The sequence below is a fragment of the Salinivibrio sp. MA607 genome (genome assembly GCF_001996245.1).
Taxonomy (GTDB): domain Bacteria; phylum Pseudomonadota; class Gammaproteobacteria; order Enterobacterales; family Vibrionaceae; genus Salinivibrio; species Salinivibrio costicola.
On the sequence record NZ_MUFJ01000001.1, the window covers coordinates 89775 to 115180 of the forward strand.

Here is a 25406-nt window from a genome sequence, read left to right on the forward strand (position 1 = left end):
GTCTATTAGTAGTAAGAGTGATCGCCCCGGGCGTGCTCGGTCACATCGCGCACACCGTGTAGCTCACCACTAAATTCAGCCAATAGCTGCTTTTCAATCCCTTCTTTCAAGGTTACATCCACCATGGAGCAACCGTTACACCCGCCACCAAATTGGAGGATAGCCACCGAATCATCAGTGATTTCAACCAGGTTCACATGGCCGCCATGGCTGGCAAGTTGTGGGTTTACCTGGCTTTGAATCACATAATCGACGCGCTCCATCAAAGGTGCATCATCGGCGACTTTACGCATTTTGGCGTTCGGTGCTTTCAGCGTGAGCTGCGAGCCCATTTTATCGGTGACAAAGTCGATCTCTGCTTCGTCGAGAAAAGGGAGACTCAGTTCGTCGATAAACGCAGAAAAACCGTTGAATTTTATCTCGGTATCACTGCTTTCTACCGCTTCCGGCGGACAGTATGAGACACCGCACTCTGCGTTTGGCGTGCCTGGATTGACAACAAACACGCGAATATGGGTGCCCTCGGGCTGCTGCTCAAGCAACTTCACAAAGTGGCTTTGTGCATTTTCTGAAATATTGACTTCTGACACGACAAATACCTGACTAATCCAGTGTGTTTTATACAGTGTACTCCGGTTTGCTTTGGCTATCACCCCTTGAACCATGTGGCTACTTTATGTGCAGGGGTAGCACGCTTACCGCTAGGGTAGATCGGTACGGGCCAAACAGTAAACATCGATCGTTTTTGCACCGGCTTTGCGCAGTAATCGACATAATTGCGATACCGTTTGTCCGGTGGTGACGACATCGTCGACGACAGCGACATGAGAAGCGGGGAGCGAGCCATGAAGAGAAAAAGCACCATGCAGATTATGTAACCTGTCTTGCCGACTGAGACCTTGTTGTGGCGCGGTATGTCGGGCGCGAGATAAGTACGTATCAACCACCCGAGTATCAAGTTTGTCGGCAAGTGCCCAAGCCAAGTGCAGGCTTTGATTAAACCCTCGTTGCCAACGACGTCGCCAATGCAGCGGCACCGGCAACAGCACCGGTGCGGGGGTGAGAATACGATCACTGAGCTGCTGGGCAAACGGCAACGCCAGCTCGAAGGCTCCTTGGTATTTGAACGCGTGAATTAACTGCGGGAGAGGATCATGATAGCCACTGATAGCAACCAAGCGGTCCCAAGCTGGCGGCTGGCTGAGGCAGGCGCCACATCGCGCTTGTGGTTGTGAAACAGGCAGTCCACAACACTGACAAAGCAAACACTGATGATGGGCATCCCAACACGCATCACAGCACAGAGAGTGATGGGCAGGCAAGGCGAGGTGGCAAACGGGACACTGTAAGGGCAAGAGTTTGCCTCGCCAGTGGGTCAGTACACGTGTAAAGCGCCGTGGCGCAATTGTTGATATCATAAGCGTCCTGAGTAAAAAGCAACCAAGGCAGTGTAAACATGGCGGAATGTGATTGGCAGTCGCACGGGCAAGGACCCGATCTGGTTCTCATTCATGGTTGGGGAATGAACAGCGCGGTGTGGTCATTAATCTTGCCGTACCTAACACCACACTTCCGGGTGCACTGTGTTGATTTACCCGGTTTTGGCTATAGCGCGGCACAACCGGGGCTTAATATCGAAGATCTGGCACAAGTGTTGCTTAAAGCATCACCAGTAGATGCCACTTGGATAGGCTGGTCGTTAGGTGGGTTAGTGGCAACACAAGCCGCGCTTTTATCGCCACAGCGTGTAACTGGATTGGTTACCATCGCCAGCTCACCCAAGTTTGTTGCCGAACCTGGGTGGCGAGGAATTAAATCTGGGGTGCTCAGTGACTTTGCTCGTCAGCTTGAGCGTGACTTTTCGCTGACAGTTGAGCGCTTTATGGCGCTGCAAGCGATGGGATCACCGACCGCGAAAAAAGACGTAAAAGCGCTTAAGCAAGCGGTATTTTCGCGGCCAACACCGGACCCTCGTGCGCTTGCGGATGGCTTAGCCATGTTAGCGGACACGGATTTGCGTCAGGGCTGTGGCGCTATCAAGGTGCCTTGGTTGAGAATGTATGGGCGGTTAGATGGTTTAGTGCCGGTATCGGTGGCTGATGCGGTATCAACATTGGCTCCGGACTCACACAGTGAGGTCCTGACACACAGTGCTCACGCGCCGTTCGTGACCGAGCCTGAAGCGGTGGTAGACAAGCTAAAAGCCTTTTTAGGCAACAAGTTGCCGGCAACATAGCCAGTGCGGATCATTTTTTTGGTAGAATTGACTCAATCCTGTCACGGTTCTGCCGATAAGTTAACTATGTCACTTGTTTTGGCATAAGGAGAGACCATAATGAACGTAGGTAACGTTGGGCAGTCTCCGGCGTATCATCAAGCGATGAAGTCCAAAACGCCGGCACAGCCGCAGCAAAATGCGGACAAACAAGCTGAGCAGGTGTCCAAAGCCAATACTTTTAAGGATCATGTCGCAAAAGCGAATGGGGTCAAAGAAGGTGATAAACCCGCTTCGCCTCAAGCCGCAAAAAATAATGTTGACGCGAAAGGCGGCGCTGACGTGAAAGACGGCGCCAACGCTGGTGCGGTCGCTAAAGCCCAAGAGGGAAAAGAGCCGGAAGAAACGTCCGCCGTAAAGTCGTTTACCTACGGCGCATTGGGGATGGAGCATCCGGAGAAAGTCCAAGAAAGCGATGATTCATCGTACACTGCGGGTAAATTTGTGTCGGCCTTAGGTACAATAGGTACAATACTCGCGGTTATCGTCTAAACTGATAGAAAGACGACAAGGCCGCACTAACAATTAGGCCTTCAGCTGGTGTGGGAGGTAGCATCAGATGAACATATCGCCAGCCAGCGTCAGTATTCCAACTGTCGCGCCATCGGTGAACCCGCCAACGGAGCAAGTTGCGCGGGACAATCGCTTGCGCGAAAAAATCGTCCCTGCTAAGTCATCTCCCGAGCCCGACAATGGTAAAGCCCCTTCTGATCAAGATAAGCAGCTGGGACGTTCATCCTGGGATCCTGCCCAACACCCCAACTACTCGCTGGACTATCAGCGTGATTCATTAACGCATGCCGACTACGATGGCGCCAATATCGCAGGTCGTATCGATGCCATAGCACGCACGGATCCCAGTGAGCAAGCTCGCCAAGATAATGGCTACACGATGGGCTTAAAAATGCCCGAAGAAGTGTTAGAAAAAATTGAGCAGCTAAAACGGTTTGAGCAAACGCGTGCGGTAGTGGCGATGCGCTACCAGCAGGCAAGCGTGGCGAACATGCCCTCCGAAGTATTGATTGTGATTTAATGCGATCCAGTCCTTAAGCCATGTCCTGATTAAGACAAAATATAAAAAGCCCCGCCAGTATTGGCGGGGCCATTAGTGTCTAAATATGCCATTTGTTAGGCACTATTAGGTTAGCTCTAGAAGCCTTTGACTTTAAGAGCGTTTGGCGCGCGCAAAGGCATCGGCCATGCTCCCTCCTAGGGAAGATGATGATTGCTGTTTGGGCGCTTTGCTTTCGCGCTGCTTAGTCGGCCTCGCTTTCGCGTTTGCTTCCGATGCCTCGGGCGTATCATCAAGACGCATCGATAAGCCAATCCGTTTGCGCGCCACGTCCACTTCCATGACTTTAACTTTTACTACATCACCGGCTTTGACCACCTCACGTGGGTCGCTGACAAAGCGCGTCGACAGCGCAGAGATATGGACTAAACCGTCTTGATGAACACCTACGTCGACGAAAGCGCCAAAGTGAGTGACATTAGTCACCACACCTTCGAGCTGCATCCCAGGCTTCAAATCACTAATTTGGTTAATGCCATCGGCAAAGGTCGCCGTTTTGAACTCTGGACGTGGATCGCGACCGGGTTTCGCAAGCTCACTCAGCACATCGGCGACAGTGATCGCCCCAAAGGTGTCATTGGCATAATCATTGGCGTTTAAACTTTGCAGTACGCCCCCGTTGCCGATTAATGCATCGACCGCTTTACCCGTCTTTTGGGCGATGTGTTTGACCAGTGGGTAGGTTTCTGGGTGAACGCCGGAGCGGTCGAGCGGATTGGTACCGTCYATGACGCGTAAAAATCCCGCGCACTGTTCATAGGCTTTGGGGCCCAAACGAGGTACTTTCAGCAGCGTTTTTCGCTCATTAAAGCGGCCGTTTTGGTCGCGAAACGCAACAATATTGTGTGCTATCGTTTGGCTTAAGCCCGCCACGCGCGTGAGCAACGGTGCAGAGGCAATATTCAAATCTACGCCCACGGCGTTGACACAATCTTCCACCACCGCATCAAGCTTTTTGGCCAGTTGGTGCTGAGAGACATCATGCTGGTATTGGCCCACCCCAATCGACTTAGGATCAATTTTTACCAGCTCCGCCAAAGGATCTTGCAGACGACGAGCGATTGAGACGGCGCCACGGAGCGACACATCTAAGTCTGGAAACTCGTTAGCCGCTAGCTCAGAGGCTGAGTAAACCGAGGCACCGGCTTCGCTGACCATCACCGTTTGAATGCTTAAATCAGCCTGCTTGAGCAAGGTGGTCACAAAGCTTTCTGTCTCGCGAGAGGCAGTGCCATTGCCCACGGCAATCAAACTCACGTTATGGCTTTTAATAAAGCGGTGCAGCACTTTGCTTGCGCCGTCTATATCATGTCGAGGTGCGGTGGGATAAATGGTGGCGGTATCGAGGAGTTTGCCGGTGCCGTCAACCACGGCGACCTTACAGCCGGTACGCAGGCCTGGATCAATACCTAAGGTGCAGCGAGGACCTGCTGGCGCGGCCATCAATACATCTTTGAGGTTGGCGGCAAACACATCAATGGCATCGTTTTCCGCCCGCTCTTTGAGGTTAGCCATAAACTCAGTTTCTAGGTGCATCAAGATTTTGACCCGCCAGGCAAAGGCTATCACTTGTTGGCGCCAGCGGTCAGCCGGGGCGCTGCCCAAAGAAAGCTGATAATGCTGAGCGATCATGGTCTCGCACACGCTTTGCTTGCTTGCTGGATCTTGATCCGGATCGGCAATCAATGCCAGCTGTAATACGCCTTCGTTGCGGCCGCGCAACATGGCCAGCGCGCGGTGAGAAGGCACTTTGGCAATCGACTCTTGGTGATCAAAGTAGTCTTTAAACTTGGCACCGGCGTCTTCCTGACCAGCAACCACGGTGGCGCGCAGCACCGCATATTGCTTCAGGTATTGGCGTAGCGTTTCAAGCAGGCTGGCATCTTCGGCAAGACGCTCCATCATGATCGCGCGGGCACCATCCAGCGCCGCTTTGGTATCGGCCACGCCTTTATCAGGGGCCACAAATGGTGCGGCGGTGGTCTCAGGTGTTTGGGATGGATCGTGCCATAGCGTATCAGCAAGAGGCTCCAGCCCTGCTTCGATGGCAATCTGCCCTTTAGTCCGGCGTTTCGGTTTGTAGGGAAGGTATAAATCTTCCAGTCGGTTTTTGCTCTCTGCGGCGACAATATCGCGGCGCAGCCCCTCGGTCAGCTTGCCTTGTTCGTCAATCGATTTGAGGATGGTGTCACGACGGGCGTCTAATTCGCGCAGATAGACCAAACGGGTCTCAAGGGTGCGTAACTGCGAATCGTCTAAACCTTGCGTGGCTTCTTTACGGTAGCGGGCGATAAAAGGGACAGTGTTTCCGTCGTCCAGCAGTGTCACCGCGGTGTTGACCTGGCCAGGCGCGACATTAAGCTCTTGGGCCAGGGTTTGGATAATCGATGTGTGCATGTGTTTCCTTTTCGTTCCCATCAAGGTCATCAAGATGAGTGATGCTCAGACTGAATCATTGCCTGGCTTGGGATAGGTGATAGTATTGATAAACCACTGTTTTTCGCCTTCCGGCGTTGACACCACGACGTCATCGTCGACCTCTTTTTTCAATAACGCGCGCGCCATGGGGGCATCAATCGAAATGTAGTCTTTGCGCTCATAAATTTCATCGGGACCGACAATGCGAAATTGCTTGGTGTCGCCGGCCTCGTTTTCAATCTCGACCCAGGCGCCAAAAAACACTCGGCCCTCTTGCTCGGGCGCATAATCGACAATGGTTAAGTCGTTCAGCCGCTTGCGCAGGTAGCGGACACGGCGGTCGATTTGCCGCAACAGCCGTTTATTATAGGTGTAGTCCGCGTTTTCTGAACGATCCCCTAAACTGGCGGCCCAGCTGACAATTTTGGTCACTTCTGGACGTCGCTCGTGCCACAGGTAATCGTGCTCGGTTTTGAGCGCATTAAACCCTTCACGGGTCACCAATTTGGTTTTCACGTTACCTCTCCTTTCACTAGCCAACTGGCGTCGTGCGATATAACCTTGTTCAGGAAAGTACAAGAAGCGAGTGAGCTTGTCGAGGCAACACTCGGTAACAATTTACCGTACAGTTCTGTGCGGACAAACACGCGGCCTGGCGCACAACTGTGGCAAAATTCAATCAGATGACGGTAATAGCTGCTTGATGATTAGGCAGCGAACAGCATTGAGGGCGAAGCATGCAAGAGAACTATAAAATTCTAGTCGTGGATGATGATATGCGTCTGCGTTCACTGCTAGAGCGCTACCTGACCGAGCAAGGGTTTCAGGTACGAAGTGTCGCCAATGCCGAACAAATGGATCGATTATTGGCGCGTGAAGCCTTTAATCTTATGGTGCTTGATTTAATGCTCCCTGGGGAAGATGGCCTGTCGATATGCCGCCGCTTGCGCCAAGCCAATAATCAATTGCCCATTTTAATGCTGACGGCGAAAGGGGATGAAATTGACCGAATTGTCGGTTTGGAGGTCGGAGCCGACGATTACTTACCTAAGCCGTTTAACCCACGAGAATTACTGGCTCGGGTGCGTGCGGTTTTACGCCGTCAAACAATAGAAGCGCCTGGCGCGCCGAGTGCTGACTCCACCACGGTCACCTTTGGTGAGTTTCGTCTTAATTTGGGCACGCGTGAGATGTTTCGTAATGACGAACCGATGACACTCACCTCGGGGGAATTTGCAGTGCTCAAAGCTTTAGTGACCAATGCGCGTGAGCCGCTTTCTCGGGACAAACTCATGAACATGGCGCGTGGCCGCGAGTACTCAGCGATGGAGCGCTCGATTGATGTACAAATCTCCCGTTTACGCCGTATGGTCGAGGAGGATCCAAGCAAACCGCGTTATATCCAAACGGTGTGGGGACTCGGCTACGTGTTTGTGCCTGATGGTGAGGTGTAGCGATGCGGATGTCACCGCGGACGAGCTTTGCGCGAACCTTATTGATTTTGGCTGGCTTATTAATTGCCAGCCAAGTTTTTTCTTACCTGACCATTGTTAATTATGCGTTGCTGCCGAGCTTGCAGCAGTTCAATAAGATTTTAGCCTTTGAAGTCCGCTTGATGCTGGAAGAAGACTGGTATCTGAAAGATGGTGAAGTCCTTCATCTGGGTGAGCCGGTGCGCCGACAATTGCTGGAACAAATTGGGGTAACCCTCCATGCGCCAAGCAGTGAGCGCGCAAGCGCGTTCCAAGATGCGATGGAGATTGACTACTTAAGCGAACATATTAGCGAAGAGCTCGGAACAAAGACCCAAGTGCGCCTGGTCAGTGGCGAAGAAAGCTATGTGTTATGGCTGAAGTTTGAGGCCATTGATGATTTTTTAATGCGGATCCCCTTATCGGAGCTGCATCAAGATGACTTTGCGCCGCTGTTTCAATATAGCTTGGTGATTGCGTTGTTGGTGATTGCCGGCGGCTGGTTGTTTATTAAGATGCAAAACCGACCCCTGGTTGCGTTGGAGCGGGCCGCGCTCGATGTCGCCGATGGTCGCTTTCCTGATCCCGTCCCACCCCGGGGGGCGTCAGAAATTCAGGCGGTGACCGTGGCCTTTAATAAAATGTCAGCAGGGATACGTAAACTCGAAGAAGATCGCGCCTTGTTAATGGCGGGCGTCAGCCATGATTTACGCACGCCACTCACGCGCATTCGACTGGCGACTGAAATGATGTCATCCGACGATGCGTATTTGGCCGATAGCATCACCGAAGACACGGAAGAGTGTAATGAGATCATTAATCAATTCATGGATTATTTACGCGCGGTGCAACAGCAAGATCCGGATCCCGTTGATTTATCCACCATCTGTCGCGATGTAGCCAACCATCAGCAGTCAATGGGCGTTGATATTGTCTTGGACTTAGAATCGCTGCACGGTGATTTATATGCCAACTCGGTGGCGCTAAAACGGGCGGTTACCAACCTCGTGGTTAATGCGGTGCGTTATGGCAATGGCTGGGTAAGGCTGCGGTGTGGTAGCAATGCCGACCATACGTATCAATGGGTGGAAGTGGAAGATAATGGCTCGGGCATTGATGCGAGTCTCGAAAATACCTTGTTCCAGCCGTTTACTCGCGGCGATACGGCGCGGGGTAGCGAAGGAACAGGGCTAGGGCTTGCAATCGTGAAACGGATTGTTGAACAGCTTCATGGCGATATTCGTTTATCATCTCGGACCGAAGGCGGGCTGCGGATCCAAATGACGTTCCCGGTCGGTAAATAGGCCGCGTTAAGCGGCCATTAGGCGTTGGAATAGTGGGTTTTATGTCCCAACCAGCGGCGAATGATGGCCTGTGCATGTTTGGGGTAGTGCTGGTGCAAATGACTGGCCAGCTTTTGTACCTCGGGGATCAGCGCTTGGTCGCGGACTAAATCGGCAATTTTAAACTCAGCCAAACCGGTCTGGCGGGTGCCCAATAACTCGCCTGGCCCACGGATATCGAGATCGCGTTGAGCAATGACAAAGCCGTCATTGCTGTCTCGCAGTACGCCCAAGCGCTGAGTGGCTGTTGTCGACAAAGGGGCATGATAAAGCAGCACACAATGGCTGGCGACGGATCCACGACCGACACGGCCACGTAGCTGGTGGAGTTGTGCCAGCCCGAGTCGTTCAGGGTTTTCGATAATCATTAGGCTGGCGTTAGGGACATCGACGCCCACTTCAATGACAGTGGTTGCCACCAATAACTGCACCTCGCCTTGCTTAAAGGCATCCATTACTGCGTGTTTTTCCGCCGCTTTCATTCGGCCATGAACCAGGCCAATGGTCAGATTCGGTAACGCTTCTTTGAGTGCCGTAGTCGTATCTTCAGCGGCTTGCGCCTCTAAAGCGTCAGACTCTTCAATTAATGTGCATACCCAATAGGCTTGCCGACCATCACTGCAGGCGGCGTTGACCCGGGCAATAATGTCATCACGGCGCGTGTCCGGCACCGCAACGGTTTGAATCGGCGTGCGTCCTGGTGGCAATTCATCAATCACCGAGGTTTCTAAGTCGGCATAGGCGGTCATCGCCAAGGTGCGTGGAATAGGCGTAGCGGTCATGATCAACTGATGTGGATGCGCGCCCTGTTGCTCGCCTTTTTCACGCAAGGCAAGCCGTTGGTGGACACCAAACCGGTGTTGCTCGTCGATGATCACCAACGCCAAGCTTTTAAATTGGACACTGGCTTGAAATAACGCATGAGTACCGACCACCATTTGCGCCTCGCCGTCGGCGATGTGTGCCAAGGTTTGTGTCCGTGCCTTGCCTTTTAATTTGCCGGCAAGCCAGCCGACTTGGATACCTAGCGGCTCTAGCCATTGGGCAAAATTGGTGGCGTGTTGCTCGGCCAATAGCTCGGTCGGTGCCATTAACGCAACCTGATGGCCTTGCTCGATAGCTTGTAAGGCGGCGAGTACGGCGACCAAGGTTTTACCGGCGCCGACATCACCTTGGACTAAGCGCATCATCGGGAATGGTTTGGCTAAATCGGCACTGATCTCGCTAACCACTCGTGATTGTGCCCCTGTGGGAGAGAAGGGCAAATTGTCTAACAGGCGTTGTCCGAGCGAGTGACTCGGGGCGAGGGCGACCCCTTTCACTTGCTGTGCGTGATGACGAACTGACAGCATCGACAGGTGCTGGGCAAGGAGCTCTTCAATGATTAAGCGTCGCTGGGCGGGATGTTGGCCCGTTAATAAATCATCCAGTACCGTCTCTGGCGGAGGGCGGTGCAATAGGTGTAAGGCGTCACGCAAAGACAGCTGTCGATCGTACAAGCCTTCAGGGAGTAATTCTTCGACACCGCTTTTATCTAATAAAGCTAGCGCTTGGTCGGTGAGCTGACGTAGCGTTGCTTGGCGCAGCCCCTCGGTGGTCGGGTAGACCGGCGTCAGCGTTTCTTCCATCACCAACTCGGAGGGCTCGGAAAAGACTTGATACTCGGGGTGAATGATTTCTAGCCCGTGTTTGCCCCGTTTAAGTTCGCCATAGGCTTTCACCTGTTTGCCGACCGCCAAGCTATTTTTCATCGCGGCATTAAAATTGAAAAAGCGTAGCGTTAACGCGCCGCTGCCATCTTGCACCCGAACCGTGAGCATCCGGCGGCGGCCAAACACGGTGTCATTATGGGTGATTTCACCTTCGATGGTGGCATGCTGACCAGGCAATAGACTGGCAACCGGCCACACTCGGGTGCGATCTTCATAGCGATACGGCAGATGAAACAACACGTCCTGCACCGTATGCAGGCCGATTTTAGCCAGCTTTTCAGCCATTTTACTGCCGACACCCTTAAAGGTATCGACGGTTACTGCGCTAAGCATGGAAGATTGCATCCGTTTCTTTATCCGTCAGGTTGAGCTTGCTAAGCGATTAACGCGCGTGTTTTGCCGCCTGCATGCTCGCCCACCATGTTTCGTCAGCAATAATTTGCCCATTGTCATCGAGTGGCGGATAAGGCAGCCCCTTTTGCTTGGCCACGCGGGCGAGCACCGGATGACCGCGCTCAAACAGGATGTGATGCACTTCATCGTCGGGCAAGCGTGTCTTCGCCAACTGGTACATGCCTGCCGCTTGGCGTTGGCGTTGCGCTTCGTACAAAATCAAGGCGCTAGCCACTGACACGTTCAGCGACTGTACCATACCCACCATTGGAATGAGGATGTCTTGATCGGCTTTATCGAGCGCTTCGCGACTGATGCCATGTTTTTCTTGGCCGAGGATAATGGCGGTTGGTCGGGTGTAATCAACCTCACGAAAGTCGATGGCCGTTTCCGATAGGTTAGTGACCAATACTTGCATGCCTTGCGCTTGCATGGCCTCAAAAGCATCCGCGGTCGTGTTATGGGTGACCACGTCAATCCAATTGCGTGAACCGGCAGATGTACCGCCTAAGGTCCGCATTTTGGTGCCTTCTGGCCATACCGCATGCATACGATGAATGCCCACCGCATCGGCAGTACGAATGATGGCAGAAATGTTATTGGGCTTGTGGACTTGCTCCATACACACAGTGAGATCAGGCTGGCGCTTTGCCAGCACCTGATGAATGCGTTCAAAGCGTTCAGGTGTCATGATTCAATTCCGTAAATGACAGACGAAAGACAAACGCGCCCACCAAAAGGGTGGGCGACAGACAATAATAATGTATCGCGACGATCAGTTCTTTTGGCGGCTGACCTTCACCACATTGGGCATCACCCGCAGGCGGCGCATAATGTTGGCGAGGTGCACCCGATCTTTGGTCGTTAATCGAACAAAGATAGTGTACAAGCGACCATCACGTTCTTCAGTGGAGAGCCCTTGGATATTGGAGCCCGTTGAGGCAATGGTGTTGGTTAAATCGGCCAACGCGCCTTGATGGTTTTGCATATCGACTCTGACGCGGGTACTGAACTCTTGCTCAAAATCATCCGCCCATTCCACCGGCATATACTTATCCGGCTCTTGGCGATGGCCGCGAATATTGGCACAGGTTTCACGGTGAATCACCAACCCCTTGCCGGGACTAACATGGGCAATGATAGGATCGCCTGGAATGGGGCGACAACAGTTGGCATAGGTCACTAGAATGCCATCGGCACCGCGAATCGGCATTTTACCTTCGGTAGGCGCGGCCGGGTCTTGATTCAGTAAGCGACGTGCTATCACCACGCTCATGAGTTCACCTAAACCAATCGAGGCGAGTAAGTCGTCGCTGGTTTTGAGCTTGAGATCGCTTAACACGGTATCGACTCGCGCGGCGTCGATGTCCGGCAAGTTTTGTTCCCCAAGCGCATGATTGAGTAAGCGGCGGCCTAAGGTCACCGACTCCTCCCGACGCATGGTTTTCAGTACCTGACGAATCTTGGTACGCGCCCGTGCCGTGACCACATAGTTAAGCCAAGCGGCATTGGGGCGCGCGCCTGGCGCAGTGATGATCTCGACGGTCTGGCCGTTTTTTAACGGCTGACTGAGCGGATAGGGCTGACGATTAACTCGCGCACCGACACAGGTATTGCCGACATCCGTATGCACTGCATAGGCAAAATCGACCGCGGTCGCATCGACCGGCAGCTCGACAATTCGCCCTTTCGGCGTAAAGACGTAAAGCTCATCGGGGAAAAGGTCTGACTTAACGCTTTCGATGAACTCAAAGGAGCTCCCGGCACTTTGTTGCAGCTCGATAATGTTTTGCATCCATCGTTGCGCCCGTTTTTGCGCGGTGGTCCCTGATGGACGATCGGAGCCGTTTTTATAAGCCCAGTGCGCCGCGACCCCTTTATCCGCCATTTGATCCATATCTTCGGTACGAATCTGCACTTCAACCGGGACACCGTGGGGGCCGATCATCGACGTATGCAGTGATTGATAGCCGTTCGCTTTGGGAACGGCGATATAATCTTTGACGCGGCTAGGGCGAGGCTTATAGAGGCTGTGCATTTGCCCCAGCACCCGATAACAGGTATCGAGATCGCGCACGATCACCCGAAATGCATACAAATCCATGATGGTATGGAAACGCTGCTCTTTGTTTCTCATCTTGTTGTAGATGGAATAGAGATTTTTTTCTCGGCCCAGTACACGGGCCTCAATGCCGGCATCTTCAAGCCGCCCTTCGATTTCCGCATGGATTTTTTGAATCATCTCTTTGCGGTTTCCCCGAGCTTGCGCAATCACTTTTTTGAGCACGCGATAGCGATTGGGGTAGAGGGCTTCAAAGCCCAGCTCTTCGAGCTCGACTTTTATATTATGGATACCTAAACGATGAGCGAGTGGGGCAAAAATCTCTAGGGTTTCGCGGGCAATACGACGCTTTTTATCCGGACGTAGGGCGCCGAGTGTGCGCATGTTATGAGTACGATCGCCGAGTTTGATCAAAATAACGCGAATGTCATGCGCCATGGCCATGACCATTTTGCGAAAGTTCTCGGCTTGGGCTTCTTTGCGATCACGGAATTTGAGCTTGTCGAGCTTAGATACGCCGTCAACCAGCTCAGCCACCACATCACCAAAGCGCTGCTGCAGATCGTCTTTGGTCACCTCGGTGTCTTCAATGACATCGTGCAATAACGCCGCCATGAGGGTTTCACAATCCAAACGCATTTCTGCCAGGATCCGTGCTACCGCAATGGGGTGAATGATGTAAGGTTCGCCCGTTGAACGAGTCTGCCCGTCATGGGCATCCCGTGCTACTAGGTAAGCTTGCCGGAGCGCTTCAAGCTGTGACTCCGGCAAATATTGACTAGCAACTTCTTTCAGGCTATCAAATAGATACAAACGGCCTGTCCCTGATAAATGACGCGTTTAACGTTGACCAGAAATGGTGCTAACCGCTGCCATTTCGGCGGCTTCTTGCTCTTGCTTCTCTTGACGCTCGCGGGCGTCGAGTACTTCTTTGTTAATCAGTCCTTCTTCTACTTCGCGTAGAGAGAGCACAGTGTACTTGTCGTTTTCTTCTGCGACTAAGGCGTCTTTACCACCGGTTTGCATTTGGCGGGCGCGGCGAGCCGCAACCAGAACGAGATCGAAACGGTTACCAATTTTTTCAACGGCGTCTTGAACAGTTACGCGTGCCATGAAGGACTCCAGCTATGTAATAAACAGGTCATTAAAAATGACCGAAAAGTATACAAAAGGCCGCGACCTATTGCTAGCTTTGTGCTGCAATGCGGCCACGTCTCAATATTTGGGTTAGTCGGCCAGCAGGTCGTCGATCATTGTATGATATTTGCTGGCTTGCTTGGTTTGCCCCATCCGCTCTGCGCGGACGATGGCCTTAATATCCATTAATGCGACGTCAAAGTCATCATTAATAATCAGGTAATCATAATCAGCATAGTGAGAGATTTCCGAACGTGCCTCTTGCATGCGTGTGGCAATGACCTCATCACTGTCTTGGCCACGCGTTGTCAAGCGTCGTTCCAGCTCTTCACGGCTTGGCGGCAAAATAAAAATACTCTTACTTGCGGGCATTTGCTGACGAATTTGCTCGGCACCTTGCCAATCGATATCAAGAAAAATATCGACGCCATTGTTAAGCATTTTTTCAATCCAGACCCTGGACGTGCCGTAATAATTGCCGAATACCTCTGCATGCTCTAAAAAAGCACCTTGGTCGATTAAGGCCTTAAATGCTTCTACCTCAACAAAGTGATAATGCACGCCATCTTCTTCTCCCGGGCGCATGGCGCGGGTGGTGTGCGATACCGACACTTTCATGTCATAGCGAGGATTATCATTCAGTAGCGCTGAAATCAGGCTAGATTTGCCCGCGCCACTCGGGGCGGAAACAATGTAAAGCGTACCTTGGCTCATGGATTGATCACTTTCACTGGCTGATGCCCATCCGCAGTATAGCGTATGCGTATGGGAGTCGATCGACGAATAGATGTTTGTCTCCCGTGGGAGGCGCGCAGGGTAGCACGAACTCATTTGGATTTGAACGGGATCGCGGTGAAAGCGATCATTAGGATGGCTTACTATGACGCATAGCGGTTGTGGGTTTACAAAGGTTCACTGTTCGATGTGGAGCTGGTAGGGTAGCGCGCAGTTATCCAAGAAGATGCATAGCACGCGCTGGGGGTTGATTTTTGATTAGCCGCCCGCAACTGTGTTGTGTGCAATTCACGCCCTTTAGGGCCTCAAACAGCGAGAAGATATCACTAAAAAACGAACGACATGAAGGAGGTGTCAATAATGGAAGGTACTCCCGATTTGTATCCCTCACGCGTCAATGGAAAAGAAACCCTCTCCCCACGTCTAGACCCTGTTGTGTACGGCAGTGCGCAGCCAGAGGTACCGCATAGCTTAAGCCAGCACGAGCTGGATACGTTCGAGCGCCAGGGCTTTCTGGTTATGAAGGATTACATGCCGGAAATGGTGGCACCGCTTAAGCGTGAAATAACCCGTTTGCGCGATGATATGGCCGGCTATGAAGAGCTATATACCGAGCCGGATAGTGATGAGCTGCGTACTATTTTTAAACCTTTTGCCTACAGTGATTTGATTGATCGCTTCTCACGCGATCCGCGCATTTTCAATAAAGTGCGGCAAATTTTGGGTTCGGACGCATATTTGATGCAATCGCGCGTCAATATTAAGCCTGCGTTTAAAGGCAAGTCGTTTCCTTGGCATTCTGACTTCGAGACTTGGCACGTTGAGGATGGAATGCCACGGATGCGAGCCGTGACCGTATGGCTGATGTTAACCGACAACACCGAGCACAATGGGCCTTTGTATGTAATCCCCGGCTCGCACCATCACTATGCGTCTTGTGAAGGCAACACCGGCGAGAAGAACTATCAGCAATCGCTGAAAAAACAAATGCTGGGGGTGCCCAAGCCAGAGACCATGGAGGCATTGTTAGAAGACAATGGCATTGCCTCTGTAACGGGACAAGCCGGTACCTTGGTGTTCCATGATTGTAACTTGATGCATGGCTCACCCGATAATATCGCCAACGACCCACGTTCGATTTTAATGTTCGTCTACAATAGTGTGGAAAACAAAACGGTGAAGCCCTTTAGTGGGTTGCCACCGCGCCCCCACTATTTATCTAACCCCGATCAACGCCCCCTGCAGGCAGTAGAGTCACTCTGGCCGCTGGCTTCCTAACCGTGTTGACGCCCACCTCTTTGAGGGCGTTTTTATTTTTTCGCTTTAAATCAGGGTTTTGCTATGCTGTCTCGATAATTGAACAAGCGTTTAATTATCTCGCCAACTTCAACGACATTAAGGAGTTTCCGTTGAACACATCATTAAAAGCGACCCTGAGCGTGACAGCTACTGCCCTGAATGTGGCCAGTGCCGTATCCTTCTCTTCTTTTGCCCAAGCCAGTGACACTGCGCTAAGCGAACAACTTGGCATGGCCGATCACGCGGTCATTGCCCACCGTGGTGATTCCTACAACGCGCCAGAATCCACGTTGCCAGCCTATCAGCTTGCCTGTGAAGTGGGCGCGGATTACCTCGAGCTGGACCTGCAGCGCACAAAAGATGGCAAACTGATCGCCGTGCATGACGATAACCTCAAGCGCAACACCAATATTGAGACAGTCTATCCTGAGCGTGCCAGTGATCCGGTTAACACCTTTACGTGGGCAGAGCTGGAAAAACTGGATGCCGGTAGCTGGTATAACCAAGCCTATCCCGAACGCGCACGCGAAAGCTTTCGTGGCTTGAAGTTGGTGACACTTGACCAGGTCCGAGAAATCGCCGAAGGCTGCGCCCATCAGCCAGGACTTTACATCGAGACCAAGGTGCCTGAATTCTTCCCTGGCATTGAAGAGGATTTGAAACAAGATTTAACCCAACACGGTTGGCTAGATAAGGACGCCAAGGGCAAAGTGATCCTGCAAACCTTCAATAAATCGAGCCTTGAAGCACTGCAAGATGTGATGCCGAATGTGCCAAAAATCTTGCTACTATGGGCAGGTGATGGCTATATTCCGACCAAAGATAGCGCACCGAAAGCGGATGACGAATCTTACGCCCAGTACTACGCGCGTCAGGAAGTAGCCTCGAAAGCGGACTACGCAGAGTGGCTCGATTACGCCAAACAAAACGGTGCCATCGGTGTAGGGCCTTCAGGTACCCAAGCCAACTTCGATGATGCCTGGTCAAGCCAATTTAGCTATATGGATCTGGCGAAGACCTGGATGGTGGACATGAGCCATGAAAAAGGCTTGCTGATGCACATGTACACTCTGGATGATCGCGAGGATATGATTCGCTACCGTGATCGCGGTGTGGATGGCTTCTTTACCAATCGTCCGAATATGGCGGTGAAAACGTTAACGGATAGCGACGGTAAAGACATTGAGGCAACCTTAACGCAACTGGGTTATTAACCCCGCGCGTTAATTGTATTTACCCTTTGAGCCCGCCTGTTATTAGCGGGCTTTTTCGTTGGGGGCAAACGCTAGATAGGGTTCGGTTCGGCTTATTTCGCTAAACAGACCCTCCGCGCCATGGATGGCGCGGCGGAGCCTCCAGGGATGGATTGACGGCGTGTCTGTGTGCGAACTGAGCCGGTGCCCCAAGGTTAACGTTTTGGCTATCTACTCGCTCGCCATGAGTTTAGCCAGCGTACGTCGGTACATGGCATAAGCCACCGCGCCCGCAAGTAGGTTACCGATTAAGGCACCGGCAAATAGGCCAAACAGCTCGCCAATTTGTGCCCCTAACCAAAGGCAGGGCAGGAAAAACGCAAATAGGCGGAGCGCAGAAATGGTTAGGGCGGTGTATGAGCGGCCTAATGCATTGGTAATTGACACCATCAACATACACACCCCCAGCGCGCCCAGGCTAAAGGGTACTAGCGTAAGATGAGTGTGCAAGATATCGGTAACTTGCTGATCGCTGGTCATCAAGTCGGCGAGGGGAGCGGCGGCAAGCCAAGTGACCACGGCGATCAGCAATTGAAAGCCGAGAATAAACTGACACGCTAACTTGACCAAATGGCGCACTTCGGTCAAATCGCCTTTACCCAGCAAACGACCCACCATAGGTGGCATCGACATGGTTAATGCCAGTACCGAGACAATCGCGAAAAACTCAAACCGCGAGCCCAGTGCCCAGGCGGCGACTGCCGCTGAGCCAAAACTCGCAAGTAACTTGGTCGCCAGCATCGATGAGACGGGTGGTAGCAGCTGACTAATCATCGCTGGCCCCATAATGTGACCAATCGATCCTATACTTTGCTTAACGTTGACGTCATGCCAGTCAAAAGAAACCCAACCTTTGCCGAGTACGCGAGGGGCGACAATGGCAATGCCAGCGCCAAAAGCAATCAGAGTGGCCACCGCTGCGCCATTGATGCCCCAATCGAGCCAAAAAATAAAGATAGGATCGAGGATAAGGTTTAATAAGCTGGTAACCACCATCATGGAGCCGGGCAACACTGTGTTGCCATTAGCGCGAGCCAAGCTATAGAAGAAGTAAAGCACCGCCCCTGTCCAGGCACTGACGAGCCAAATTTGCCAATAAGTATCAATCACCGGGAACACCTTGTCCGGCGCATCGAGTAACAGCAAGATCGGATGGCGCAAGGCATAGAGCAAGCCGGCAAACAATGCCACGCCTGTGGTGCCAATAAATAAAATCAGACCGCCTAATTGCTTGGCATAGCGACACTGATCGGCGCCGAGCGCGCGCGAGATCACCGCTGTGGTCGCAATGCCGAGGCCAACTTGCAACCCGATAATGATCATCTGAATCGGCAAGGTGAAACCTTGTGCGGCGAGCGGGAGTACACCCAATTGACCAATGAAGGCACTATCGACCAACTGAAAGCTCATCAGTGACAGCACACCAAACAGCATCGGTAGGGTGGTAGAGAAGAGGCGCTTGGCGCGAGAAACGGATTCCATCAGGCACTCTTTACATTAATAGGGTGAAAAAAGCCGAGCATTGGCATGCTCGGCATAGTCGCACCAATTGTAGAGGAATGCTAAAAATTACCAACCCCTAATAAATACGGTTATTCAGTGTCAGCGAGCCTGACCCTAGCGATGCGATGGACGTTCAGGGGGGCGACTGCACACAATCATTGGAGTTAGTGACTCATGCTGGTAGCTATGGTTTTTAGTGAAACAAGTCACTATCTCTATTGCACTGATCCTGATGAATGAATATGAGATTGAGGGGGGAGCGGGAGGATGGCTGTCTGCTTATCAATGCAGGCGCTGTGGTGGATTATCGGTGCGTGCGATCACGAGAAGACACAAGGTTTCGGTGAAATGTCAGTTTTATTGCATTTTAAACCAAACCTTTTTGACTATTGATTGAAATATTTATTGCTTTTAGTGATAAGAAAGCTAGCACAACGCAGTATAAAAATAGCATGGCTTTCGCTGTTTTGTAGCAAAAAAATCACTTCTGACAGGCTGTTATCGTTGATCGTGACTAAAAATCGAGATAAATATAGGCCACATTATGTAAGTGTGTAATACGTATTGTTGCTTTCAGTGCTTAGGATGGCCAAGAGAGCACAACGGCAGGATCAATGACCTGCAAAAATATCAGACAGTTAACAGGGAGTAGTGGACTATGCTGTCGTACTTTTTACGCCGGTTACTGTTGGTGATCCCGACATTTCTCGGCATTACCATTTTGATCTTTGGTATCACCCGTCTTGTGCCGGGTGGGCCGGTCGAGCGAATGATGACGCAAATGCAGGCACAAGCCGATGGCGGCTCGAGCTTGCAACGTGCTGGTGACAGCTCGGCGTTATCGGACGATCAGATTGCCGAACTTAAGGCATTTTACGGCCTCGATAAACCTGTGCTAGAAGCCTATGTCGATTGGCTCGGTAAACTTGCCAACTTCGATTTGGGTGAATCAACCCGCTACTACGAGCCGGTCACCGACATGATCGCCGAGCGTCTGCCCGTCTCGTTGTTTTACGGCGGAATGACCTTCTTCATCAGTTATTTTATCTCTCTTCCGCTTGGCTATTACAAAGCCCTCAAGCACGGCTCGGTGTTTGATTCGTCCTCCTCAGTACTTATCTTTATTGGTTTTGCCCTGCCGGGTTATGTGGTGGGGGTCTTGCTGATCACCCTATTTAGTTATCACCTCGAATGGTTCCCGATGGGCGGCTTTGTTGGCGATGCCTACTATGACGCGACCAGTTTTTGGGAACGCGCCAAAGATGTGATGTGGCATGCGGTACTGCCGCTGATTTGTTATCTGATTGGGGATTTTGCCACCCTGACCATGACGATGAAAAACAACCTGATGGAAAACCTCTCCGCGGATTATATCCGCACCGCCATTGCCAAAGGGTTACCGTTTCGTTCGGCGGTACGCAAGCACGCGCTGCGCAATAGCTTGATCCCGATTGCTAGTCACTTTGGTAATTCCTTGCTGTTCTTTATGACGGGGGCGTTTTTGATTGAAGTCATTTTCAACATCAACGGCATCGGCTTACTTGGCTATGAATCGATTATGGAGCGTGACTATCCGGTGGTGATGGGGATTGTTGCCATCAATGCGCTATTACTGCTGGCGGGCAATATCATCTCTGATATCTGTGTTGCCTTGATTGACCCTCGCGTGAAGTTTGGATCTTGATATGTTGACGATGAGCCCTTTAACTCAAAAGAAAATCCGCAGTTTTAAGCAAATTAAACGTGGTTACTGGTCGTTTATGATCTTGACCACCATGTTGGTGCTGTCGCTATTTGCCGAGCTATTGATCAACAGTAAAGCGTTAATGGTCAAATACAACGGCGAGTATTACTTCCCGGTACTGAGTGATGTGTATTTGGCGAGTGATTTTGGTCAAGTGGGCACCAGCGAAGCCAACTATCGTCAACTCGCCAAAGCCTTTGAGGCACAAAGTGGCGACAATTATGTAGTCATGCCTCTGGTGCCGTGGAACCCGCTTGAGCAAGACTTTAGTGGCGACTTTCCGCCCACGGCGCCAAGTGCCGCAGACAAGCATTACCTTGGCACCGATGAGATTGGTCGCGATATCCTCGCTCGCTTGGTGTACGGATTTCGTATTGCCATGGGCTTTGCGTTACTCACCATGGCTGCGTCTTATGCGATTGGTACCGCGGTGGGCTGTGCGATGGGTTTTTGGGGCGGTAAGTTTGATTTGTTTTTCCAACGCTTTATCGAGGTTTGGTCGATGGTGCCGTTTTTGTACGTGATCATGATTCTAGTCTCGATTCTCCAACCCACGTTTGCCCTGTTTGTGGGGATTAACGTGCTATTCGGCTGGATGGCGATTACCTGGTATATGCGCACCATGACGTACAAAGAATCGTCGCGTGATTATGTGATGGCGGCGCGTGCATTGGGTGCCTCTACTAGCCGGATCCTGTTTCGCCATATTTTGCCCAACACCATGGTGATGATTGTGACCTTGGCGCCCTTTACCATCGCCCTCAATATTACCGCGTTAACGGCGCTGGATTATCTCGGTTTGGGGCTGATGCCACCGACGCCAAGTTGGGGCGAGCTGTTACAGCAAGGTAAATCAAATCTGGATGCGCCATGGATTGTTGCCTCTGTGGTGTCGTCTCTGGTGTTGGTGTTGGTGATGGTGACCTTTATTGGGGAAGCGGTCCGAGCCGCGTTTGATCCGAAAAAGTTCACCCGTTATGACTGATTTTAAATACAACCAGCAATTTTTAAATATAACAAGCAATGTGTGCATCAAGATAAGGACATCACGATGAAAAAACTGATCTTTGCTACCTCCGTTTCCCTGTTTAGCCTCAGCGGCTGGGCGGCGGAATTGCCTGAAAATCTCAATTGGCAAACTAACTGGGATGCCCCCAAAATAGGGTCTCCCGACGCCAAGCGCGGGGGTACACTGCGTACCCATTTGCAGAGTTTTCCGCAGACATTACGCACTGTGGGGCCGGATTCAAACTCAGGCCTGCGCAGTTACTTTCTTGATGAAATGCCCTCACTGGTAAAGCGCCACCCAGATACACTGGAATGGATTCCGGACTTGGCCAACGAGTGGGCCTATGGCGACGATAACAAAACCATCTATTTTAAGCTCAACCCTGAGGCGACCTGGTCAGATGGCGAGCCAATGACCGCCGATGATTTTGTGTTTATGATGCAGTTTTATCGCTCTAAAGACATTGTTGCCCCTTGGTATAACGACTATTACACCAACACCATTGGTAGCGTGGAGAAAATTGACGCCCATACTGTGGCCATATCGAGTGCAGTAGAGAAAAACCAAGAAGAATTAATGTATACCTTAGGAAGCTTAATTCCGCGCCCTGCGCATTTTTACGCTAATCCGCGCAAAGATGAAAACCAAGACGGCATTGCTGACGACTATGTGCGCCGCTATAACTTTAAAGCCGAGCCCACCATGGGGCCCTATGAGCTGGGCCGTGTGCAAAAAGGACGCCGACTTACCTTTAATCATGTCGACGATTGGTGGGGTTATACCAACCCCTATTACCAAAATCGCTACAATGTTGAGCGTATTCGAATGCGCGTGATCCGCGATAACGACATTGCCATGAAGCATTTTGAAAAGGGCAATTTGGATGTGTTCGATTTGGTTCTTCCAGATATCTGGCATGAAAAAACCCAATCTGAACCTTATAAAAAAGGCTATATCACCAAGTTCTGGGGGTATAACGAAGTGCCGGTTGGCGCGGGCGGTTTGTGGATGAACTCGGCCATGCCAATGCTGGATGATATCAATGTACGCAAAGGGATTCTCTATGCCACCGATTTTGACGGCATGATTGAAAAAATCACCCGTGGCGATTACTCGCGTAAACCGCATGCAATGGGCTTTGGTCATGGTGAATACGACAATGATGGTGCAACACCGCCAGCGTTTGATCCTAAAAAAGCGATCAGCCATTTCGAACAAGCCGGCTTTGACCAGGTTGGCGCCGATGGTATTCGCGTCAATGACAAAGGCGAGCGTTTAAGCTTCGCGATTACTTATGGGTATCAGCAGCACACACCACGCATTGCTTACTTAAAAGAGCAGGCTAAGCAAGCAGGGCTGGAATTTACTATTAACTTGGTCGATGGCTCATCGGCGTTTAAATACGTACTCGAGAAAAAGCATCAGTTGGCCTTTCTTAATATGGGTACCTCGGAAATTCCGGCCTATTGGGAGTACTTCCACTCGGATAACGCTAATAAAACGCAAACCAATAACCACACCAATTACAGCTCCCCGGCGCTGGATAAGCTGATCATGGCGTACAAGACCGAATTCGATATGGCGAAGAAATACCAGCTGTCGCACCAGATCCGCGCTAAGATCTCAGAAGCCAGTGTGATTGTACCGGGGTACATGGTGCCGTATGTGCGTCAAGGTTTTTGGCGTTATGTACAAATCCCAGATAACGCGATGACCAAGCGCACCGAAAACATGGTCACCAGCGGCCGCGTGATGGGCTTTGGCACCTTCTGGATTGATGAAGCGATGAAAGACGCTACCGAAGAGGCCATGGACGACGATAAAGCCTTTGAGCCGGTGACCATCATTGATGACAGATACAAGCTGTAGAGGCGCTTATGACCCAGGATGTCATTCTTTCGGTTAAGGATTTGACCGTTAATTTTACCACTGACGATGGCCCCCGTGAGGTACTTCACGGGGTGAGCTTTGAAGTAAAAGCCGGGCGCACGCTCGGCTTGGTGGGAGAGTCGGGCAGTGGCAAAAGTGTTACTGCGATGTCAATTATGGGCTTGCTGCCTAAACCCTATGGGCAAGTGACCGGCGGCGAGATTCTGTATCGCGGGACTGACTTGGTCACTCTGCCCGCCAAAGAGCGCTATGCGATGCGTGGCAATCGGATCTCTATTATTTTTCAAGACCCGATGACGGCGCTGAATCCGGTGCATACCGTGGGTCGGCAAATCAATGAAGTCTTGATGCTACACCGCCCAGAGCTGGATAAAAAAGCGCGCGCGGCATGTGCGCTCGACATGCTGGCCAAGGTGAAAATCCCGATGCCAGAAAAGCGATTGAACGAGTACCCGCATAACCTGTCCGGGGGGATGCGTCAACGGGTCATGATTGCCATGGCACTGGCCTGTAAGCCCGATATCTTGATATGTGATGAGCCAACCACCGCCCTAGATGTGACGGTGCAGGCCTCGATTTTGGACTTGATTAACGAGCTGCAAGAAGAAACCGGCATGGCGGTGATTTTTATCACCCACGATCTGGGCGTGGTCGCCGAGGTGTGTGACGACGTGGCAGTGATGTACGATGGCCAAATTCGCGAACGGGCCGATATTTTTACTTTATTTGACAACCCCGCCCATCCGTATACCAAGCGTTTGCTGGGGTTAATGCCGGGGCGTACTCACCAACCCAAGCAGATGATTGATATTCGCCCGTTGGAAGACTTTGATGCAGCGCCATCATCGACATAGTTGCAGGAGAACGCGATGAGCAAGGAAGTCCTCAGAGTAGAAAATCTGAAGCAGTATTTTGTCTCCGGCAAAGGCCTGCTTCGTCAAGGCTACACCATTAAAGCCGTCGATGGCGTATCGTTGTCGGTGTCCCAAGGTGAAACACTTGGTCTGGTGGGGGAGTCGGGGTGTGGCAAAAGTACCCTGGGTCGTACCATTCTCAAGTTGTTTGAACCCACCGAGGGTAAGATCTTCTTTGAAGGTAAAGACATCACCCCGTTGTCGCCACGTCAGATGCGGCCACTGCGTAAAGACATGCAGATTGTCTTTCAAGACCCGCTCGAGTCGCTCAACCAGCGTCATACCATCGGCGGGATCTTAGAAGAGCCCTTTATTATTCACAATGTTGGTACCGCGAAAGAGCGTCGCCAATGGGTGCTTGAGCTGTTGGATAAAGTCGGCTTGCCCCACGATGCGGTAAACCGCTACCCGCATGAGTTTTCGGGCGGTCAGCGGCAGCGGATTGGTATTGCGCGGGCGATCGCCCTCAAACCGAAACTGCTGATTTGTGACGAGTCGGTCTCCGCTTTGGATGTGTCGGTGCAGGCACAAATTCTTAATCTGTTGTTGAAACTCCAGCAAGAGATGAACTTGGCGATGATTTTTATCTCGCACGACTTATCGGTGGTCCGTCATATCTCCGATAAGGTGGCAGTGATGTACTTTGGTCATGTGGTGGAAGAAGGGCCGACCGAAACCGTCTACCATCAGCCGCAGCACGAGTACACCCAAACGCTACTCTCTGCCATTCCGATCACCCATCCTAAATACCGCAAACACAAGCGCCGCGCTGAGCAACCGGTGGCCGAAAAAAAGCCTGAAGCGGTGAGTTAAGTACACGCCCAGGCCCCTCTGGTAAAAATGAGGTAACCCCCAGTAGTTGGATATCCAACATCGGGGGTGCTTCATCAGCAAAAGCTTGAGCTGACTGGGCAAATTTCCTTTCGCCAATTGCTGTTGCTTTGGCAGACTCTAGACTCATTGGATAGGCTTTATCAGCTCACCCAGCCGCATAAAGAGCGCGTCACTGCGCCCTCGAGTATTGATGAGGTACTGAGCGCATCACAGCGTCGATCAGCTTACTCAAGAAGTGATGGTTGCTTTTCCTGATGTGTTAAAGGCGTTCCCAACGGACGATTACGCCCCGCCGGAAGCGTTGTTAAGCGGACTTATCGAAACGCGATTTATTGAGCGCT

22 protein-coding genes and 1 pseudogene are annotated in these 25406 nt (G+C 51.7%); 13 read left to right on the forward strand and 10 right to left on the reverse strand.

What is annotated here, in order from left to right; all coding sequences use genetic code 11:
- Positions 1-5: 5 nt before the first annotated feature.
- A complete protein-coding gene (nfuA, locus tag BZG81_RS00470) occupies positions 6-665 on the reverse strand; it encodes a Fe-S biogenesis protein NfuA (RefSeq protein ID WP_198533610.1) in 660 nt (219 codons plus the stop codon).
- Between the two features lie 36 nt (positions 666-701).
- Positions 702-1418 (reverse strand): phosphoribosyltransferase family protein, encoded by a 717-nt coding sequence (locus BZG81_RS00475; RefSeq protein WP_077676510.1) that lies wholly within the window; start codon positions 1416-1418, stop codon positions 702-704.
- 38 nt (positions 1419-1456) lie between these two features.
- On the opposite strand from BZG81_RS00475, the gene bioH reads away from it, so the two are divergent.
- From bioH to BZG81_RS00490, 3 genes are all read left to right on the forward strand, one after another.
- The gene (gene bioH, locus BZG81_RS00480) at positions 1457-2236 is read left to right on the forward strand and encodes a pimeloyl-ACP methyl ester esterase BioH (protein ID WP_077676511.1); all 780 of its coding nucleotides are present in this window, start codon (positions 1457-1459) and stop codon (positions 2234-2236) included.
- Between the two features lie 99 nt (positions 2237-2335).
- Positions 2336-2767: a hypothetical protein gene (locus BZG81_RS00485; RefSeq protein WP_077676512.1), complete on the forward strand. Its 432-nt coding sequence runs from the start codon at positions 2336-2338 to the stop codon at positions 2765-2767.
- Positions 2768-2834: 67 nt separating this feature from the next.
- The gene (locus tag BZG81_RS00490; RefSeq protein ID WP_025744367.1) at positions 2835-3308 is read left to right on the forward strand and encodes a hypothetical protein; all 474 of its coding nucleotides are present in this window, start codon (positions 2835-2837) and stop codon (positions 3306-3308) included.
- Positions 3309-3440: 132 nt separating this feature from the next.
- On the opposite strand, the gene BZG81_RS00495 is transcribed toward BZG81_RS00490, so the two are convergent.
- Both BZG81_RS00495 and greB read right to left on the reverse strand, forming a co-directional pair.
- A complete protein-coding gene (locus tag BZG81_RS00495; protein WP_077676513.1) occupies positions 3441-5744 on the reverse strand; it encodes a Tex family protein in 2304 nt (767 codons plus the stop codon).
- A gap of 45 nt (positions 5745-5789) precedes the next feature.
- Entirely contained in the window at positions 5790-6281 is a 492-nt protein-coding gene (greB, locus tag BZG81_RS00500; RefSeq protein WP_077676514.1) for a transcription elongation factor GreB, read from the reverse strand.
- 221 nt (positions 6282-6502) lie between these two features.
- Here greB and ompR point away from each other — a divergent pair, with 221 nt between their 5' ends.
- Positions 6503-7219 carry an osmolarity response regulator transcription factor OmpR gene (gene ompR / locus BZG81_RS00505; RefSeq protein WP_077461486.1) on the forward strand — a complete coding sequence of 239 codons (717 nt, stop codon included), beginning with the start codon at positions 6503-6505 and terminating at the stop codon, positions 7217-7219.
- 2 nt (positions 7220-7221) lie between these two features.
- Positions 7222-8541: a two-component system sensor histidine kinase EnvZ gene (gene envZ / locus BZG81_RS00510; RefSeq protein WP_077660370.1), complete on the forward strand. Its 1320-nt coding sequence runs from the start codon at positions 7222-7224 to the stop codon at positions 8539-8541.
- A gap of 17 nt (positions 8542-8558) precedes the next feature.
- Here envZ and recG read toward each other — a convergent pair whose 3' ends face one another.
- From recG to gmk, 5 genes are all read right to left on the reverse strand, one after another.
- Positions 8559-10637, reverse strand: coding sequence for an ATP-dependent DNA helicase RecG (gene recG / locus BZG81_RS00515; protein WP_077660369.1), 2079 nt, complete (start codon positions 10635-10637; stop codon positions 8559-8561).
- A gap of 37 nt (positions 10638-10674) precedes the next feature.
- The gene (gene trmH / locus BZG81_RS00520) at positions 10675-11376 is read right to left on the reverse strand and encodes a tRNA (guanosine(18)-2'-O)-methyltransferase TrmH (RefSeq protein ID WP_025744372.1); all 702 of its coding nucleotides are present in this window, start codon (positions 11374-11376) and stop codon (positions 10675-10677) included.
- Between the two features lie 84 nt (positions 11377-11460).
- Positions 11461-13560 (reverse strand): bifunctional GTP diphosphokinase/guanosine-3',5'-bis pyrophosphate 3'-pyrophosphohydrolase, encoded by a 2100-nt coding sequence (spoT, locus tag BZG81_RS00525; RefSeq protein ID WP_077576361.1) that lies wholly within the window; start codon positions 13558-13560, stop codon positions 11461-11463.
- A 27-nt stretch (positions 13561-13587) separates the two neighbouring features.
- A complete protein-coding gene (gene rpoZ / locus BZG81_RS00530; RefSeq protein ID WP_077461490.1) occupies positions 13588-13860 on the reverse strand; it encodes a DNA-directed RNA polymerase subunit omega in 273 nt (90 codons plus the stop codon).
- A gap of 114 nt (positions 13861-13974) precedes the next feature.
- Positions 13975-14598, reverse strand: coding sequence for a guanylate kinase (gmk, locus tag BZG81_RS00535; RefSeq protein WP_025744374.1), 624 nt, complete (start codon positions 14596-14598; stop codon positions 13975-13977).
- A 381-nt stretch (positions 14599-14979) separates the two neighbouring features.
- Here gmk and BZG81_RS00540 point away from each other — a divergent pair, with 381 nt between their 5' ends.
- Positions 14980-15897, forward strand: coding sequence for a phytanoyl-CoA dioxygenase family protein (locus BZG81_RS00540; RefSeq protein WP_077676515.1), 918 nt, complete (start codon positions 14980-14982; stop codon positions 15895-15897).
- Positions 15898-16028: 131 nt separating this feature from the next.
- Positions 16029-17132 carry a glycerophosphodiester phosphodiesterase gene (locus tag BZG81_RS00545; RefSeq protein WP_241827337.1) on the forward strand — a complete coding sequence of 368 codons (1104 nt, stop codon included), beginning with the start codon at positions 16029-16031 and terminating at the stop codon, positions 17130-17132.
- 210 nt (positions 17133-17342) lie between these two features.
- Here BZG81_RS00545 and BZG81_RS00550 read toward each other — a convergent pair whose 3' ends face one another.
- The gene (locus BZG81_RS00550) at positions 17343-18653 is read right to left on the reverse strand and encodes an MATE family efflux transporter (protein ID WP_077676516.1); all 1311 of its coding nucleotides are present in this window, start codon (positions 18651-18653) and stop codon (positions 17343-17345) included.
- Between the two features lie 679 nt (positions 18654-19332).
- Here BZG81_RS00550 and BZG81_RS00555 point away from each other — a divergent pair.
- The 6 genes and pseudogenes from BZG81_RS00555 to BZG81_RS00580 form a co-directional block, all read left to right on the forward strand.
- The gene (locus tag BZG81_RS00555; protein WP_077676517.1) at positions 19333-20358 is read left to right on the forward strand and encodes an ABC transporter permease subunit; all 1026 of its coding nucleotides are present in this window, start codon (positions 19333-19335) and stop codon (positions 20356-20358) included.
- Position 20359: 1 nt separating this feature from the next.
- On the forward strand, positions 20360-21403 hold the full coding sequence (locus tag BZG81_RS00560; RefSeq protein WP_077676518.1) for an ABC transporter permease: 1044 nt from the start codon (positions 20360-20362) through the stop codon (positions 21401-21403).
- Between the two features lie 66 nt (positions 21404-21469).
- Positions 21470-23296, forward strand: a complete 1827-nt coding sequence (locus tag BZG81_RS00565) for an extracellular solute-binding protein (protein ID WP_077676519.1) — start codon at positions 21470-21472, stop codon at positions 23294-23296.
- A gap of 8 nt (positions 23297-23304) precedes the next feature.
- Entirely contained in the window at positions 23305-24171 is an 867-nt protein-coding gene (locus BZG81_RS00570) for an ABC transporter ATP-binding protein (RefSeq protein ID WP_077650753.1), read from the forward strand.
- A 15-nt stretch (positions 24172-24186) separates the two neighbouring features.
- The gene (locus BZG81_RS00575) at positions 24187-25044 is read left to right on the forward strand and encodes an ABC transporter ATP-binding protein (RefSeq protein WP_077576354.1); all 858 of its coding nucleotides are present in this window, start codon (positions 24187-24189) and stop codon (positions 25042-25044) included.
- Between the two features lie 78 nt (positions 25045-25122).
- Positions 25123-25320 (forward strand): annotated as a pseudogene (locus BZG81_RS00580) (hypothetical protein); the annotation flags it as partial.
- Between the last annotated feature and the right edge of the window lie 86 nt (positions 25321-25406).

Coding starts and splice junctions, on each gene's coding strand:
- nfuA (WP_198533610.1), bottom strand. CDS start 665: ATGGTTCAAGGGGTGATAGCCAAAGCAAACCGGAGTACACTGTATAAA.
- BZG81_RS00475 (WP_077676510.1), bottom strand. CDS start 1,418: ATGATATCAACAATTGCGCCACGGCGCTTTACACGTGTACTGACCCAC.
- bioH (WP_077676511.1), top strand. CDS start 1,457: ATGGCGGAATGTGATTGGCAGTCGCACGGGCAAGGACCCGATCTGGTT.
- BZG81_RS00485 (WP_077676512.1), top strand. CDS start 2,336: ATGAACGTAGGTAACGTTGGGCAGTCTCCGGCGTATCATCAAGCGATG.
- BZG81_RS00490 (WP_025744367.1), top strand. CDS start 2,835: ATGAACATATCGCCAGCCAGCGTCAGTATTCCAACTGTCGCGCCATCG.
- ompR (WP_077461486.1), top strand. CDS start 6,503: ATGCAAGAGAACTATAAAATTCTAGTCGTGGATGATGATATGCGTCTG.
- envZ (WP_077660370.1), top strand. CDS start 7,222: ATGCGGATGTCACCGCGGACGAGCTTTGCGCGAACCTTATTGATTTTG.
- recG (WP_077660369.1), bottom strand. CDS start 10,637: ATGCAATCTTCCATGCTTAGCGCAGTAACCGTCGATACCTTTAAGGGT.
- trmH (WP_025744372.1), bottom strand. CDS start 11,376: ATGACACCTGAACGCTTTGAACGCATTCATCAGGTGCTGGCAAAGCGC.
- rpoZ (WP_077461490.1), bottom strand. CDS start 13,860: ATGGCACGCGTAACTGTTCAAGACGCCGTTGAAAAAATTGGTAACCGT.
- gmk (WP_025744374.1), bottom strand. CDS start 14,598: ATGAGCCAAGGTACGCTTTACATTGTTTCCGCCCCGAGTGGCGCGGGC.
- BZG81_RS00540 (WP_077676515.1), top strand. CDS start 14,980: ATGGAAGGTACTCCCGATTTGTATCCCTCACGCGTCAATGGAAAAGAA.
- BZG81_RS00550 (WP_077676516.1), bottom strand. CDS start 18,653: ATGGAATCCGTTTCTCGCGCCAAGCGCCTCTTCTCTACCACCCTACCG.
- BZG81_RS00555 (WP_077676517.1), top strand. CDS start 19,333: ATGCTGTCGTACTTTTTACGCCGGTTACTGTTGGTGATCCCGACATTT.
- BZG81_RS00560 (WP_077676518.1), top strand. CDS start 20,360: ATGTTGACGATGAGCCCTTTAACTCAAAAGAAAATCCGCAGTTTTAAG.
- BZG81_RS00565 (WP_077676519.1), top strand. CDS start 21,470: ATGAAAAAACTGATCTTTGCTACCTCCGTTTCCCTGTTTAGCCTCAGC.
- BZG81_RS00570 (WP_077650753.1), top strand. CDS start 23,305: ATGACCCAGGATGTCATTCTTTCGGTTAAGGATTTGACCGTTAATTTT.
- BZG81_RS00575 (WP_077576354.1), top strand. CDS start 24,187: ATGAGCAAGGAAGTCCTCAGAGTAGAAAATCTGAAGCAGTATTTTGTC.